This window comes from Thermostichus sp. OS-CIW-30 (assembly GCF_054060215.1).
On sequence record NZ_JBSSCZ010000043.1, the window covers coordinates 1 to 13,132 of the forward strand.

General features: G+C 58.0%; 15 protein-coding genes and 1 pseudogene. 6 read left to right on the top strand and 10 right to left on the bottom strand.

Translation table 11 applies throughout. From position 1 onward, the window contains the following. Positions 1 to 130: 130 nt before the first annotated feature. The 3 genes from ACVWZF_RS13820 to cobU are packed head-to-tail and all read right to left on the bottom strand — an operon-like array spanning position 131 to position 1,744. Positions 131 to 673: a hypothetical protein gene (locus ACVWZF_RS13820; protein WP_011432034.1), complete on the bottom strand. Its 543-nt coding sequence runs from the start codon at positions 671 to 673 to the stop codon at positions 131 to 133. Continuing rightward, positions 670 to 1,149: a CRR6 family NdhI maturation factor gene (locus tag ACVWZF_RS13825; RefSeq protein ID WP_011432033.1), complete on the bottom strand. Its 480-nt coding sequence runs from the start codon at positions 1,147 to 1,149 to the stop codon at positions 670 to 672. Before ACVWZF_RS13825 ends, ACVWZF_RS13820 begins: the two co-directional genes overlap by 4 nt. 37 nt (positions 1,150 to 1,186) lie before the next feature. Further along, complete coding sequence (gene cobU, locus ACVWZF_RS13830) at positions 1,187 to 1,744, bottom strand: bifunctional adenosylcobinamide kinase/adenosylcobinamide-phosphate guanylyltransferase (protein WP_011432032.1); 558 nt, start codon at positions 1,742 to 1,744, stop codon at positions 1,187 to 1,189. Positions 1,745 to 1,819: 75 nt separating this feature from the next. On the opposite strand from cobU, the gene ACVWZF_RS13835 reads away from it, so the two are divergent. The 3 genes from ACVWZF_RS13835 to ubiE all read left to right on the top strand — a co-directional run bounded on the left by ACVWZF_RS13835 (position 1,820) and on the right by ubiE (position 3,842). After that, positions 1,820 to 2,098 carry a hypothetical protein gene (locus tag ACVWZF_RS13835; protein ID WP_041436124.1) on the top strand — a complete coding sequence of 93 codons (279 nt, stop codon included), beginning with the start codon at positions 1,820 to 1,822 and terminating at the stop codon, positions 2,096 to 2,098. Between the two features lie 57 nt (positions 2,099 to 2,155). After that, positions 2,156 to 2,959 carry a hypothetical protein gene (locus tag ACVWZF_RS13840; RefSeq protein WP_148202678.1) on the top strand — a complete coding sequence of 268 codons (804 nt, stop codon included), beginning with the start codon at positions 2,156 to 2,158 and terminating at the stop codon, positions 2,957 to 2,959. A 106-nt stretch (positions 2,960 to 3,065) separates the two neighbouring features. Further along, positions 3,066 to 3,842 (top strand): bifunctional demethylmenaquinone methyltransferase/2-methoxy-6-polyprenyl-1,4-benzoquinol methylase UbiE, encoded by a 777-nt coding sequence (gene ubiE / locus ACVWZF_RS13845; protein ID WP_011432029.1) that lies wholly within the window; start codon positions 3,066 to 3,068, stop codon positions 3,840 to 3,842. 617 nt (positions 3,843 to 4,459) lie between these two features. On the opposite strand, the gene ACVWZF_RS13850 is transcribed toward ubiE, so the two are convergent. From ACVWZF_RS13850 to ACVWZF_RS13860, 3 genes are all read right to left on the bottom strand, one after another. Continuing rightward, positions 4,460 to 4,678 (bottom strand): hypothetical protein, encoded by a 219-nt coding sequence (locus ACVWZF_RS13850; RefSeq protein WP_011432028.1) that lies wholly within the window; start codon positions 4,676 to 4,678, stop codon positions 4,460 to 4,462. 197 nt (positions 4,679 to 4,875) lie between these two features. Next, positions 4,876 to 5,481: a precorrin-6Y C5,15-methyltransferase subunit CbiT gene (cbiT, locus tag ACVWZF_RS13855; RefSeq protein WP_011432027.1), complete on the bottom strand. Its 606-nt coding sequence runs from the start codon at positions 5,479 to 5,481 to the stop codon at positions 4,876 to 4,878. Between the two features lie 353 nt (positions 5,482 to 5,834). Continuing rightward, positions 5,835 to 6,962, bottom strand: coding sequence for a hypothetical protein (locus tag ACVWZF_RS13860; RefSeq protein ID WP_457394969.1), 1,128 nt, complete (start codon positions 6,960 to 6,962; stop codon positions 5,835 to 5,837). A gap of 210 nt (positions 6,963 to 7,172) precedes the next feature. On the opposite strand from ACVWZF_RS13860, the gene ACVWZF_RS13865 reads away from it, so the two are divergent. Together ACVWZF_RS13865 and murI are read left to right on the top strand one after the other, a co-directional pair. After that, positions 7,173 to 8,984, top strand: a complete 1,812-nt coding sequence (locus ACVWZF_RS13865; protein ID WP_457411695.1) for an N-acetylmuramoyl-L-alanine amidase — start codon at positions 7,173 to 7,175, stop codon at positions 8,982 to 8,984. Positions 8,985 to 9,160: 176 nt separating this feature from the next. Next, positions 9,161 to 10,039: a glutamate racemase gene (murI, locus tag ACVWZF_RS13870; RefSeq protein ID WP_457411698.1), complete on the top strand. Its 879-nt coding sequence runs from the start codon at positions 9,161 to 9,163 to the stop codon at positions 10,037 to 10,039. Positions 10,040 to 10,075: 36 nt separating this feature from the next. Here the strand turns inward: murI and ACVWZF_RS13875 are convergent, their stop codons facing one another. After that, positions 10,076 to 10,669: a hypothetical protein gene (locus tag ACVWZF_RS13875; RefSeq protein WP_457395616.1), complete on the bottom strand. Its 594-nt coding sequence runs from the start codon at positions 10,667 to 10,669 to the stop codon at positions 10,076 to 10,078. 375 nt (positions 10,670 to 11,044) lie between these two features. Between ACVWZF_RS13875 and fba the strand changes: the two genes are divergently transcribed. Continuing rightward, on the top strand, positions 11,045 to 12,124 hold the full coding sequence (fba, locus tag ACVWZF_RS13880) for a class II fructose-bisphosphate aldolase (RefSeq protein WP_011432022.1): 1,080 nt from the start codon (positions 11,045 to 11,047) through the stop codon (positions 12,122 to 12,124). Positions 12,125 to 12,277: 153 nt separating this feature from the next. On the opposite strand, the gene ACVWZF_RS13885 is transcribed toward fba, so the two are convergent. The 3 genes and pseudogenes from ACVWZF_RS13885 to ACVWZF_RS13895 all read right to left on the bottom strand — a co-directional run. Beyond that, entirely contained in the window at positions 12,278 to 12,505 is a 228-nt protein-coding gene (locus ACVWZF_RS13885) for a hypothetical protein (protein WP_011432021.1), read from the bottom strand. Between the two features lie 40 nt (positions 12,506 to 12,545). Then, positions 12,546 to 12,752, bottom strand: coding sequence for a hypothetical protein (locus tag ACVWZF_RS13890; RefSeq protein WP_011432020.1), 207 nt, complete (start codon positions 12,750 to 12,752; stop codon positions 12,546 to 12,548). 169 nt (positions 12,753 to 12,921) lie between these two features. Continuing rightward, a pseudogene (locus ACVWZF_RS13895) lies at positions 12,922 to 13,132 on the bottom strand (hypothetical protein); the annotation flags it as partial.

Genomic DNA, 13,132 nt, shown 5'->3' on the forward strand with positions numbered 1-13,132 from the left:
CTTTGCGGGATACCGCCTTCCTGCTCAGAGATAGGCAGGATGCGATCGCTTCTTTCCTGAACCATGTTCAGGAGAGTTCAGCGTGAATGTATCAGGAACGGTTCGAGCCGCAGGGATCAGTGGGTGGCGCTCAGTTCCTTGGTTGGGCAGCATTGCAGAGCAGCAGGGCATCTGGATCCCAAAGGATCTGCCCATCAAGAGCCATTCTCCCCAACACCGGCATTCCTACTTGGGCTTCCAGGCGCGGGATCAAAGTTGCATCCAGCTTTTCCAAGGCTTGGGGATCCCTAGTTTCGGTCAGGGATCCAACCAGCACCCATCCCAAACCACGGGCCCTGGCTTGGCGTAACAGGGCGGCAAAAGCAGCAGCTTGGCTCAGAGCGGTCTCCCGCTGCAGCGTCAGCAGCAAGCTCAACCCCCACGCATGGGCCAGATCCGCCCAAGTTTGGCCTGGCCCTATGGGATCGGCAACGCTGCCCGGCAAAACCAGTAGGGGATCTCTCTCTCCTGCCCACTCGGAGATCTGTTGCCAGAGAGCCTTGAGCTGAGCTTCCGAAGGGGTGGGATCCACACTGAGCCGGCCCCAAGGGCGTTGAACCACCTGCTGCCAAGCGTCGGCCACTGCCGTAGCTCCTGGGATCCCCGGCCAGGTGTTGGCCACCATCACCTTCATGGCTCTGCCTCCCATAGGGCGAGAAACTCCGGCTGGATCTCGAAGCCAAACACCAAAGCCATATCCCGCAGCATGGAAACGGATCCCAGGTTCTGCTGCTTAAACCACCGCATCAACACAAAGATCTTCTGATAGACAAAGATCTCCAACGCTTCTGGGTTGTAAACAATACCCTCCCGAGGGTTGAATTGGTGGGGCACCATCATAGCCGCGTAACGGGCGAGTTCTCCTTGGCGCCAATTGAGAAAGTAGGGCATCCAGGGGTAGACTGTATCCCAACGAATAAACCACAGGCGCACCTCCGGGATCTCGGACAGCTCCCGTGGATCCTCAGGGCTGCGCGGCCAATCGATGGCGCATTGCACCTGCTGGGCAGCACGCACGGGATCGGCCATCAAGGTTTTCACCAGCTCATGGCCGGGGGTGAGATCCAGAGTTTGAATGGCCTTGGCAGGAAGGTAGAGGGTAATCGGCACGGCAACACAGCTATCTGGCTTGCAAATGCAGCTTATCTCAGCTCTGTTCCATCTTGCCTGCCACCGGGATCCCCAGGCGGGTGAGATCGAGGGCAAAACCTGCCGTTACCAAAAACACTTGGTCGGCCAGGGGAGCCAGCCTTTGGGTCAGTTCCCCCATCCGATCCCGAAACCGCCGCCCCAGTGGGTAAGCGGGCACCACCCCCCAGCCCACTTCTTCAGACACCAGGAGGATCTCCCCTCTATGGCTTTGCAAGGTTGCCAAGAAGGATTGCACCAAGGGATCCCATTCTGAAGAGGGACAGTCTAGGCCCTGCGCCACCCATCCCCCCAGCGAATCCACCAGCGCACAACAGGGCTGGGGCAACTTTTGCAGTTCTGCCCCCAAGTCCCTCCCGGTTTCCCAAGTTTGCCAACTGGAAGGCCGCCGTTGCCGGTGCTGTTGAACGCGCTCTGCCCATTCTGGATCCGTCTTGGGATCGGGTTTCGGCCCGGTAGCCAGGTAGATAACCGGCAAGCCCGAAGCCGCAGCCAAACCCTCTGCCAGCCGGCTTTTGCCAGAGCGCACAGGGCCACAGATCAGCACAATCGACATTACGCTGGAAATCCACTGACGCTTGAGATTAACCTAACAACAGCGCACTTGAACTTCAGGCTCAAAAGCTCGACCATGACAGATCCCAAGCCGATATCTCCGCCTGAACAAAAGGCTGCTTCGGCCTCTTTTCGATCTGCTCAACCGCTCTGGCTCAGCCTAGCGCTGGGGATCACCACTGCTCCCGTTTTGTTGGGCTTGGTCTTGGCAGATCGGGCCGGGAAATGGCTGGGATCCCTGAGCTGGGAAGATCCGGGTTGGTGGCTGGGGGAGCGGCTGCCCAACTTAGACAGCGCCCCGCTACAGGCCCATGAGCAACAACGCAAAAACTCTGCCCCGGTCGAGAACCCCTAGCTTCTCTGTCACTTTCGTATCATAGGAAAGCGAACTAGCAGCAGGAGTTAACAGCCTTTGCGTAGACCGGCCAAACCGTCTCAGGAGTTCGCCTCCACATTCTCGGGGGTGCTGTTCTGGCTGAGCGCGTTTCTCTTCACAACGGTGTTGAGTGCTTGTCTGGGCTACCTATTTGGTCAGCGAGCTCTATCGGGGGTTTCTTCTCCCGCCACCGGCGCCGGTCGGGCTTCTCCTTCCCGCGAAGTTCGGGATCCCCGTACTGTGCCTTTGCTGAACGAGGCTGAGGTAATTGCAGCAGCCGAAGCCAGCCTTCGTCCGTCCCCAACTCCCACCCCCCTCTTTACCCCAGCACCCACGCCGGTTGCAACTCCCACTCCAACACCCACCCCCAGATTGTCTCCTGAATTGGCGGCGGCCCCGTCGCCAACTCCTCGCCCCGCCACTCCATCTCCTCCAGCTCCCCGTCCGCGTCAGCAGGACGGAGTTCCTGCCCCGCCGGCGCCCACACCACCTCCGCCCCCCCTACCAATTGCCGCCAGTGGACAGGTCTCTATGCAGGTGCTTTCGGTTCGTCGCGAGGGAAGCCAAGTGGTTCTGAATGTAGCTATGCAAAACAACTCGGCAGAGACGGTGCGCTTTCTCTATAGCTTCCTGAACATTACTGACGACAATGGACGGTCAATCAACGCGCTCACCCAAGGTTTGCCGGGGGAGCTGCCCCCCAATAGCCAAGTCTTCCAGGGAACCATCCGCATCCCAGCCTCGAGCCTAGCCGGATCCCGATCCCTGTCCCTGAGTTTGGCTGATTACCCCAGCCGCCGCCACCGAGTGGGAGCCAGTGGGATCCCAGTGCCGCCGTAACACCCCTCTTCCTTTAGCTTCAGACCACAGATCCGGTCACGTAGCGTTGCGGAGCAACAGGAGCAACAAAGTTTGTACGGGGAACATGAGGTGGAGTTGAGAAGAGGTGCCTAGCCCAACCTTTGAACAGCCTGAGGAAATCCGAGCGCTTTTTGACCGCATTGCTCCCCACTATGACTCCCTCAACCAAACCTTGAGCCTGGGCCTCCATCAGGTTTGGAAGCGTATGGCCGTGCGTTGGTCGGGCGCCAGCTCAGGAGGATATGTGCTGGATCTGTGCTGTGGAACCGGTGATCTGGCTCTGCAGTTGGCCCGCCGAGTAGGACGAAGGGGACATGTGGTGGGCCTAGATTTCTCTCCCGCCATGCTGGCGATTGCCCGGCGTCGCTCCCGGCTCTTCCCTGGCTACTCCCTGGAGTGGGTTTTGGGAGATGCCTTGGCCTTACCTTTTCCCGACAGTAGCTTCGATGCCATTACCATGGGCTACGGCTTGCGCAATGTAACCGATATTCCCCAAGCCTTGCGAGAGATTAGGCGAGTACTGAAGCCAGGACGTCGTGCCGCCATTTTGGATTTTCACCGCCCCACAGGGATCCCTCTTTGCGAACAATTTCAGCGCTGGTACTTGAACACTCAGGTGGTCGCCCAGGCCAAAACTTTGGGACTGGGATCCGAATATGCCTACATTGATCCCAGCCTAGATCGCTTTCCCTCTGGAGAAGAGCAACGACAAATGGCCCTGCAGGCAGGGTTTGCCAGTGCCAAGTTCTACCCCCTAGCGTGGGGCATGATGGGGGTACTGGTGATTGAGAAGTTTCGTATTGTTTCCATTAATTCCATTAATTCCACTTCCCCGAAGGGAAGCGACTCTCCCCGATTATAACCCTTGTCCAGAGCGGGATCCAGGGGCCTAGATCGACAGGGTCTCGTTTAAGGACTCCGTCCCGCTGGCGCGAACGGCTGCAATTTCCCCTTATTTTTCTCCGCCGAGGGGCCTGAAACCCTTGTCCAGAGCGGGATCCAGGGGCCTAGATCGACAGGGTCTCGTTTAAGGACTCCGTCCCGCTGGCGCGAACGGCTGCAATTTCCCCTTATTTTTCTCCGCCGAGGGGCCTGAAACCCTTGCCCAGAGCGGGATCGACCGGGTCAACGGAAGAATCAGGGTTTGAGGCTTGTCGCCGACCCTGTCGCTAACTGGGTTGGTGTAGAAATTGATATGGATCCTCCTGCCCCCCTTGAGGTTGCTGGGGAGCTGCCTCTGAGAAGCGGAAGCAGGGGGCCAATGAGGGCAAGATGAGAGGCTAGGGAGCGACGACATAGCAATCTTGGGAGAGGCGCTCGTTGCCTCCCCACTTTGCCAGCTTGCTTCCGCCGCAGGCAGGTATGAAGACCGGGCTTGAGACCCGGTTTTTAGGTAAAACTCCCTGAGTAAAAGTTCTCAATAGAAACTACCAAAGTTACTGCAGGAGCTGGGATCCCAATTTGGGAAGCTTGCGAACCCTAAATGCCTGGGGACTTGCTGGGTGGGCTTTCTTCGGCTACTGCTTGCCTGCGTCGATCCCCGATGCCGCAATCACCACAGCATTCCGGTCGCTTGAAGTCGTCCCAATGGATGCAAGCCCGGCAGCCTTTCAGCATTTCCGGCCAGCGCTCCCGAATCAACAGTTGCCGCAGTTTGACTTCCCGTGACTCCTGAAAGGGGTGTTGGAATTGATCCATAGCTATTGGGTTTCCCAGCTCTCTTATCTGGTATAAAAGCAGATTTGAGTTTGGGATCGAGAAATATCAGTATAGCTTAAGGTTTGGGTGACCCAATCTTTTCTGCTGGTTCTAAGACAGCCGAGATAAATCAATCCACTTTTATCCATCACCTTAGGAAAAGATTTACCAAAAAATGTAAACAGTTTACACAAAACTTAGCCCATTTTTTCTCCGCTCAAAACAAAGGTGGGATCCAGTGCCAGCAGCATTTGAGTCCGACCGCGGTGTTCCAGGCGGTTCACCGCCGATTGAATCACCTCCACATGATGAGCCCGCACAGCGGCCAGGCCGGCAGAAAGGCCGTAGAGCCCATCCAAAGAGTTGGTCGTCGCCACGACCCGCCCGTTGGGGCTGAGATGGCTCCAGCAGGCTTCCAAGATCTCGCGTAGGGGGTGGCCTCCCTCAATGCAGATGCGATCCGGTGCCGGAGAAAGGTGTTGCAGACAATCGGGGGCAGTACCTTGAATCACCTGCACGTTGGTGAGGCCAAATTTCTCGCAATTGCTCTCGATTAGGCTGACTACCTCGGCATCTCGCTCGATGGCAATCACGCGAGCTTTGGGGCATAGAACAGCCGCTTCAATGGCAATTGTGCCGGTTCCGGCGCCGATATCCCACAGGCAGTGGTTCTCTCCCAGGCGCAACTGGCTTAGCACCAACACGCGCACCTCACGAGGGCTCATCGGGATCCCTGGGATGCGTTCAAAGGCAGAGTCTGGGATCCCTGGGGTGCGGTAGGGCCAAGAGAAGGCGGCTGACATGGGTAAAGTACCGTTGCAGAGGAAGTTTGTCTATACATATCCCTCAGCATAGAGCGAATGCTCAACAGGCCATCTCCAACCTGATAGGGGTGCCGCTTCTCCCGCCCAGTCATTGCCCAGATGGGCACCACAAACGCCCTCTGAGCTCAACGGAGTGGTTGGAGCAATTCCCAACCGGCAAAGCTGCAGTCCAAAACCAAAATGATCCTGCCCCCTTGAGGAATCGAGTTGGACACTAGGGAAGTTCTGGAGACAAGCGGGATCCCTGTTACCCGAGAGCTAGTTTTGCACTGGATGTAGCTGGCGCTGCCGAAAAAAGCTGTGGTTGGGATAATGATCGCTATAGGAGGATCTTAAGGAGGTTTGCTTGAACTGGAGCTTATCAAACCATTCATCCAAAGAATAAACCTTGCTCGCAGATACAGCCAAGTCTCATCGTTTGCTCGCAACAGGAATAGGACGTATAGGCTCAATGCGAATAAGACACACAGGTTTCCTAAAAAAGTGTAGGTTTGGATGATTTGATCGGTGCTCCAGCCAAAGTCGTAGTTTAGGCGGTTCATATCCCCCCTGGCATCTCCTTGGCCGCCCAACAAAGTTCCCCAGGGAACCTCGGCCAATCCCAGTCTGATGCTGTGCCATTCCCAAAAGCTTCTCCACAGGTTGCTGCTCGCGATCCCCAGCACGACAAATCGCAAAGAGTCCCATCGCCAACGATCTGGCAGGGGAAAATAAAAGCTGGCCATCAAAAAGGTGCTGAGATAAAATTCTCCTCCAACGCCGCTAAAGACAAACAACATCTCCCAGGTGCGATTGGGCATCAGCCAGGTCATGTAAAACTGCAATAGAGCAAGAAAGATGGCCAGCACCTGCAGCCACCCAATCCGCTCCTTGCGGGCTGACCAGAAGAGTAGAATCAGTAAAAAGAGGATTCCAAAATACACAAAGGGATCCCTCTGCGAGCTAACGCTTGTCCAGCCGATGGGCAGAGGCAAAGCCCGATACCCGCTCCACCAGGCGACGGTGGCATGGCCAAATTCGTGGATCCAAATGTGAAGAGGCAAATGCAACAACTGCAACAAGCCTATGTTGTTCACCATCAGGGCCATTGCAAAAGCAGCCGGGTAAGCCCAAGCGTTGACTGCCCAGTTATCGAAGGAAAACCGATCCCAACGCTGCCGGGATCCCAGCTTTAGGCTCTGCCGCCAGAGCAAACGTGAGCCGCGGAAAGCGCAAATTTCCACTTGATCCAGCCGTGGGATCCGCAGTTGCTTCAAGATCAGAAACAGTTGGGCAGCGGCAACTTGGGGGGAGAGCGCAGGCTGGTACAGGGATCCCAGCAGGTGGACGTGCAGGGTCTCGTCGGCAAAGTCTACTCGGGCACACCAGCGACGCCGCAGCAGCTCCATCCGCACAACCTGCACAATCGACTGGGCGTGTCCAGCTCGGGCCAGGGTTAGGAGATCCGGTGGTTTGGGCATCCCAAGATACCTCGCCGGAGAACAAGCAGGAAGAAGAAGGGGCGAGCCTCTACCCATCATCCCCCAGCCCTGCAGGCAAGAGCGGAATTGCGCTCCTTCCCAGGCTGCTCCGAGGGCAGGTTGGTATAGTTGAGGGCAGCAGGTGTGGGGAGTGGATGGAAGGTCATGCCTGAATTCGGCAAGCCGAGGTCAAGGCGGATATGGGGGGCGATGCTGCTGTTGAGCTTGGCGGGAGCAGGACTGTTTCCCCCTCCCTCTGTCCAGGCCCAGACGACCACAATCCCAGGGTTATCTCGCATCGACCGCTGGCACTACGACCCTCAGCAGGGGCGGCTGGAAGTTAACACCCAGGGCGAGGTGCGGCCTTTTCTGTTCGTGCTGCAGAATCCGCCTCGGGTTGTGCTGGATTTTCCCAACACCCGCTTTGGACAGGAGCCCCAAACCCAGACTTTTGCGGGCCGTGTCGCCTCTCTGCAGATTAGCCAGCTTACGGATACCATTACCCGCTTTGTGCTGTATCTGCAGCCGGATCAGCCTCTCAGCCTCAACCAACTGCAACTGCTCACTGCCGGCCCCTCCCGCTGGGCTGTTCAATTCACCCAGGCCGGATCTCTCTCTTCTTCTCCCCCTTCATCTGCCGGCTTATTGGGAGGTTCCAGGGATCCCTTCCCGCCGTCCCCGCCTTTGCCGACACTGCCTCCCCGACGCCCGGCACCCACCCCATCTCCTCGCTCCGGCCATCAAATTTTAGAGGTATCCCCGCAAGCAGAAGGCTTTTTTATCCGTACCCAAGGCAGCCCCTCCACTACGGTGCGGCGCATCCTCGATCCGGATCGGGTAGTGGTGGATTTTCTCAACACCACCCTCAGCCCTGCCCTCACCCAGCGAGCTTATGTCATCAACCGTCTGGGGGTTTCGCGGCTGCGTATCGGGCAGTTTGAGCCCACCGTTGCTCGGGTAGTGCTGGATGTGGATTCCTCCGGTGGCGACTGGGAAGCCCGCTACGACCCACAGCGAGGTGGGATCTGGATCCAGCCTGCCGGCGGTGCTGCCCAGGCCAGCCTTTTGCCCGAGGTCAGCTCTGCCAACAGCAGTGGGCCGCTGGCCACGTTGCAATCGGTTCAGCTCCAGGGCAACCGGTTGATCATCAGCGCCGATGGATTCATGTTCTACCGGGCCGGCTGGGATCCCGAGAGTGGTGGCTACCGCATCAACGTGGCGCCCGCTCGCCTGCCCCAGTCTATGCCGGATCCCGGCTTGCCGGTTGGAGGGCCGGTGGAGCGGATCCGCTTTGTCCAGGAAGATGCCCGCACGGTCAGCATTCTGGTGCAGCCCGCCGAGGAGTTCAATGTCTTCGAGCCCAACCCCGGCCAGGGATCCCGCCGCATTACCTTGGAGCTGCGACCTCTGAATGCTCCTCCACCAATACCTCAGCCGCAGACGCCCGGCCCTGCCTCCCCTTCCACCCCCCAATCTCTGAACCGGACGGTCATTGCCATCGACCCCGGCCACGGGGGACGGGATCCCGGTGCCATCGGGGTGGATGGGATCCAGGAGAAGGACATCGTGCTCTCCGTTGCCCACCAGGTGCAACGACTGCTGCAGGAGCGGGGGTACGGGGTGGTGATGACCCGCACCGATGACCGGGAAGTGCTGCTGCAACCGCGGGTGGATATGGCCGTTCAGGCCAGTGCTGTCCTGCTGGTGAGCATTCATGCCAACGCCCTGGATCGCTCCGGCATTCACGGCATCGAGACCTACTACCTGCGACCCGATAGCGCCGAGCTGGCCGCCATCTTGCACCGCAGCTTGGTCAGGGCTACCGGCGCTGCTGACCGGGGGGTGAGACGGGCCCGCTTTTTTGTGGTGCGGGAAACACCTGTGGGTATGCCCTCCGTGCTGCTGGAGTTGGGATACGTAACCAACCCAACCGAAGGGCGAAAATTGGCTACTGCCGAATATCAGGCTATTTTGGCGCGGGCCATTGCCGATGGCATTGAGACTTTCTTGCGCAGTCGCTAGCCGTTGGCTGAGCTTGTTCATGTCTATCGGATCTCTCAATTGATCCTTAACTGATCGAATTGACGATCCAGTTGGCCCAGTTGATCTCAGAGGGAAGGCAGGGAATCTGTCGCCGAGATTCTCGAAAGCAGGGTAGGATACAGCAGCTTAGGCCAAGGTGTTGAGGAGAACGGAGCATGCAGTGGGAGTGGAAATCAGAGCCAGATCCCAGTTGGCCAATTGGGGTGTTTGACAGCGGCTTGGGCGGGCTGACGGTTTGGCGAGCCTTACGCCGCCGACTCCCCCAGGAACGGCTCATCTACTTCGGCGACACAGCGCGGTTGCCCTATGGGGAACGCTCGCCAGAGGAGATCCTGGCCTTTGTGCGGCAAATTCTGACATGGATGCAGGCACAGCCGGTGAAGCTGGTGGTGATGGCCTGCAATACCAGCTCGGCCTTGGCTCTGGACCACGTGCGGCAGGAGTTTGCCCTGCCCGTTCTGGGGTTGATCCTACCCGGCGCCCAGGCAGCACTGGCCCAAGGATCCCGCATTGGGGTGCTCGCCACGGTGGCCACGGTCAAGAGTCGCGCTTACTCAAAAGCCATTCAGGAGTACAGCGCTCTGGATCCCAAACGTTTTCCGTACCCCGTTTACTGTTGGGAGCAGGCCTGCCCTGAGTTCGTCCCTCTCATTGAAGCCGGATGGCTGGATAGCCCTGCCCTGCGACAAGCGGCTGAACGCTACTTGCAGCCCCTGTTGCAAAAAGGGATCGATACTCTTGTCTATGGCTGTACTCACTACCCCCTGCTGGATCCAATCCTGAAGCCTTTGCTGCCGTCCTCGGTCAAACGGGTAGATCCAGGGATGGCGCTGGTGGGATCCCTGGCCCGCGAATTGAGTTTGTGGGACTTGCGTCGCCCCTTGACCGCTGCTTGGGGAGAACCCCACCGTTTCTACGTGAGCGGGGATCCAGAGCGATTTGCCCAGTTGGCCACTCCTTGGTTGGGCTTTCGGCCCCAGGTAGAACGGGTGGAATTGCCGGCTTTGGATGTCAGCAACTCCCTCCGCCCCTGAGCGCCCTTCTCCTCGGGGATAAAGATTGGGGGCCCCTCAACGGGTCATCACCTGCAAGGGGAAACGTTCCGCCAACTCCCCTTCCACCTTGGGTAGCCATTCCTCTTGGAACACCCACACCTGCCCCTGCTGTACACGGCCATCGGGGTTTTGCGTCAGCTCCAGCCAGTACACAAATTGGTTTCCCCGCAGCACCACCCCTTGGATGGCAAGGGCCAAGGTATAGCCCGGACTGCCTGCCAGAGCTTCTGGGGATGGGTAGCGAATCACCTCCACTGCCTGATCCAGATCGGCGGCGATCTCCGGCCCATAGACATCGCGAATGGCTTGAAAGAGGTCTTCTGCCGTCAGTCCTTGGGGGCGAAAGAACGTCATCCGTTCCGAGCGAATCGTCTCCCGATCCAGCGGGTTGATGATCCGTCCCGGCGGAGCCACCGAAGCCAAGAACGTAAAACGGGATCCATCCGGCTCCACTCGGTTGATGTTCAGGGTTTCGCCCGGACGGGGCCGCAGCACAGGATTGTCCCTCACCCAGGCCGCCACCTGATCCGGAGATTGCCCAGGGATCCCCCAAGCTGCCAACTGAAGGCCCGTCGCCCAACAGGCCATTGCCAAACCGGTTCCTTGCACCCAACTACCCCAGAGAGCCCTTGTTGGCTTTACACCCAAGACCGGCCAGCGATTGCAACGCACGTTCCCATTCCTCCGGGCAAACAACACAAAAACACCACAGTAGAATTAGAGAGACTAAGAGATAAATTGAGCGGGCATGGGCAGAACCATCCTCGATGCAAGCGCCCAACAGTCTTGCCCTTCCCCACTGTATCTGAAGATGTCGGTGCGCCTGTTGCGCCTGAGCGCGAGCATCACGGCCAATAGCTGCAAGGATCCCTCGGCAAGATACGCAGATCCCCGGCGGCTTATCCGCCAAAACGTAAAAAGTATCTTAAGATCAACGGTAAGCAAATCTCATACCCACTAGGTCAGCACCTCAGGAGGTAACCGATGGCTCTCGTTGCAATGCGGACGCTACTGGATCATGCCGCCGAACATGGCTACGGCATTCCTGCCTTCAACGTCAACAACATGGAGCAGATCCAAGCAATCATGCAGGCAGCCCATGAAACCAACAGCCCCGTTATCCTGCAAGCCTCTCGAGGGGCACGCAAGTATGCGGGCGAGAACTTTCTGCGGCACCTGATCCTGGCGGCAGTGGAGACCTACCCCCACATCCCCGTCGCCATGCACCAAGACCACGGCAATAGCCCGGCTACCTGCTATTCCGCCATCCGCAACGGCTTCACCAGCGTCATGATGGATGGATCCCTCAAGGAAGATGCCAAAACCCCGGCCAGCTACGAGTACAACGTGGCCGTTACCTCCGAGGTGGTGAAAGTGGCTCATGCAATCGGGGTGAGTGTGGAAGGGGAACTGGGCTGCCTGGGATCCCTGGAGACGGGCCGTGGGGAAGCGGAAGATGGCCACGGCGCGGAAGAGGCGCTCAGCCATGACCAACTCCTCACCGACCCCGACCAAGCGGTGGACTTTGTGGAGCGAACTCAGGTGGATGCGCTGGCCGTAGCCATTGGTACCAGCCATGGCGCCTACAAGTTCTCCCGGAAGCCCACTGGTGACATCCTCGACATGGAGCGCATTGCTGAGATCCACCGCCGCCTGCCCAACACGCACCTGGTGATGCACGGTTCCTCCTCGGTGCCCAAGGAGCTGATCGACATCATCAACGAATACGGCGGCTCCATTCCCGAGACTTACGGTGTGCCGCTGGAAGAAATTCAGCGGGGCATCCAAAATGGAGTGCGCAAAGTAAACATCGACACCGACAACCGCCTGGCCATCACAGCTGCCGTGCGCCGCGCTCTGGCCGAGAATCCGAAAGAGTTTGACCCCCGCCACTTCCTCAAGCCTTCCATCAAGGAAATGCAAAAAGTCTGTGCTGAGCGCTACATTGCCTTCGGCTGTGCTGGCCATGGCACCAAAGTTCCGGTGGTTACCTTGGATGAGATGGCAGCCAAGTATGCTTCTGGAGCTTTGGCGGCTCAGGTGAAGAAGACCGTTGCGGTCTAGTCCCCACATCCTGCAAGAACTCTAGAATGCTTGCCGGGGCGCTTCCAGGGTTTTCCTTGGAGATCAGCTAGGTCACTGGACTCAGATTGGACAAATAAGGGGATCCAGCTGGGATCCCCTTTTGCTTTGGAGGAACTTGATGCGTTTTGGGGGTCAGGCAGCTTTTGCCGCAGAACGTTTTTCCGTCTCAATTTGATGGTTCAGCAACGCCAAGCTTAGGCAGTCCAACAGTTCCAGGTCAGCCTCAGAGTAGCGCCGCTGAAAGAGCAGCTCATTGATGCGGTTCTCTTGGCCCAAGCTGAGGAAGCTGCTGCGGAACACCTGCTCCACGATTTCTTGGATGCTGGAGGGCAGAGTAACAGAGTCAAGACTTGTATTCATGGCTGGTTCTGTTTGAGAGATGGTTTTTGAAGGGAGAAGACTATCTTTGCCAAGAGGTGAGGTAGCGCTGCTCGATGTCCTGCAGGGAAAGATGGGAAGCCCTGGGCCGCGGCTCATTCACGGAGGAGACATCGTTCTGCCACTTGAGGGATACTCCCAGCAGTGCTCCCAAAGAGAAGCTCTCGCTCAATAGGGCTGCTATGCGGTAAGTACGGTAGTCCAGGGTTAGATCTTCACTGACTTGCATCTGTTTTTCCTCCGTATTTCTAACGTTCATGCCCCTATCATAGCCTCGAGATCAGTGGAAGTACAGAGAAACATCGAGGATTTGCGTAGGCAATTTGTACGTTTCTTCTACGCGATTTGGCGGATATCGGTGGGATCCCAGGGGTCTTTGGGGCGGGTTCAGGGTTGAGTCAGGGATCCCAGCCCAGCAGAGCACAGATGTCCGCAGCCAGGGTGGCGGCGTTGAAGGGTTTGCCGATGAGGCCATTGGCTCCAAGCTGAGCCAGAGAGGAGGGTGAAACTGGGAAATTGACATCCTCCCCGGCCTTTAGGCCGGAGATTCCTACCACGCTACGCATGGATGGCTCCTTGCGCAGTCGTCTCGGCGGGTTCCTGCTTCCG

What these genes read in the sequence shown, in the direction of transcription:
- ACVWZF_RS13820 (WP_011432034.1), bottom strand. Translation starts at nt 673, where the DNA reads ATGAAGGTGATGGTGGCCAACACCTGGCCGGGGATCCCAGGAGCTACG.
- cobU (WP_011432032.1), bottom strand. Translation starts at nt 1,744, where the DNA reads ATGTCGATTGTGCTGATCTGTGGCCCTGTGCGCTCTGGCAAAAGCCGG.
- ACVWZF_RS13835 (WP_041436124.1), top strand. Translation starts at nt 1,820, where the DNA reads ATGACAGATCCCAAGCCGATATCTCCGCCTGAACAAAAGGCTGCTTCG.
- ACVWZF_RS13850 (WP_011432028.1), bottom strand. Translation starts at nt 4,678, where the DNA reads ATGGATCAATTCCAACACCCCTTTCAGGAGTCACGGGAAGTCAAACTG.
- cbiT (WP_011432027.1), bottom strand. Translation starts at nt 5,481, where the DNA reads ATGTCAGCCGCCTTCTCTTGGCCCTACCGCACCCCAGGGATCCCAGAC.
- ACVWZF_RS13860 (WP_457394969.1), bottom strand. Translation starts at nt 6,962, where the DNA reads ATGCCCAAACCACCGGATCTCCTAACCCTGGCCCGAGCTGGACACGCC.
- ACVWZF_RS13865 (WP_457411695.1), top strand. Translation starts at nt 7,173, where the DNA reads ATGCTGCTGTTGAGCTTGGCGGGAGCAGGACTGTTTCCCCCTCCCTCT.
- murI (WP_457411698.1), top strand. Translation starts at nt 9,161, where the DNA reads ATGCAGTGGGAGTGGAAATCAGAGCCAGATCCCAGTTGGCCAATTGGG.
- fba (WP_011432022.1), top strand. Translation starts at nt 11,045, where the DNA reads ATGGCTCTCGTTGCAATGCGGACGCTACTGGATCATGCCGCCGAACAT.
- ACVWZF_RS13885 (WP_011432021.1), bottom strand. Translation starts at nt 12,505, where the DNA reads ATGAATACAAGTCTTGACTCTGTTACTCTGCCCTCCAGCATCCAAGAA.
- ACVWZF_RS13890 (WP_011432020.1), bottom strand. Translation starts at nt 12,752, where the DNA reads ATGCAAGTCAGTGAAGATCTAACCCTGGACTACCGTACTTACCGCATA.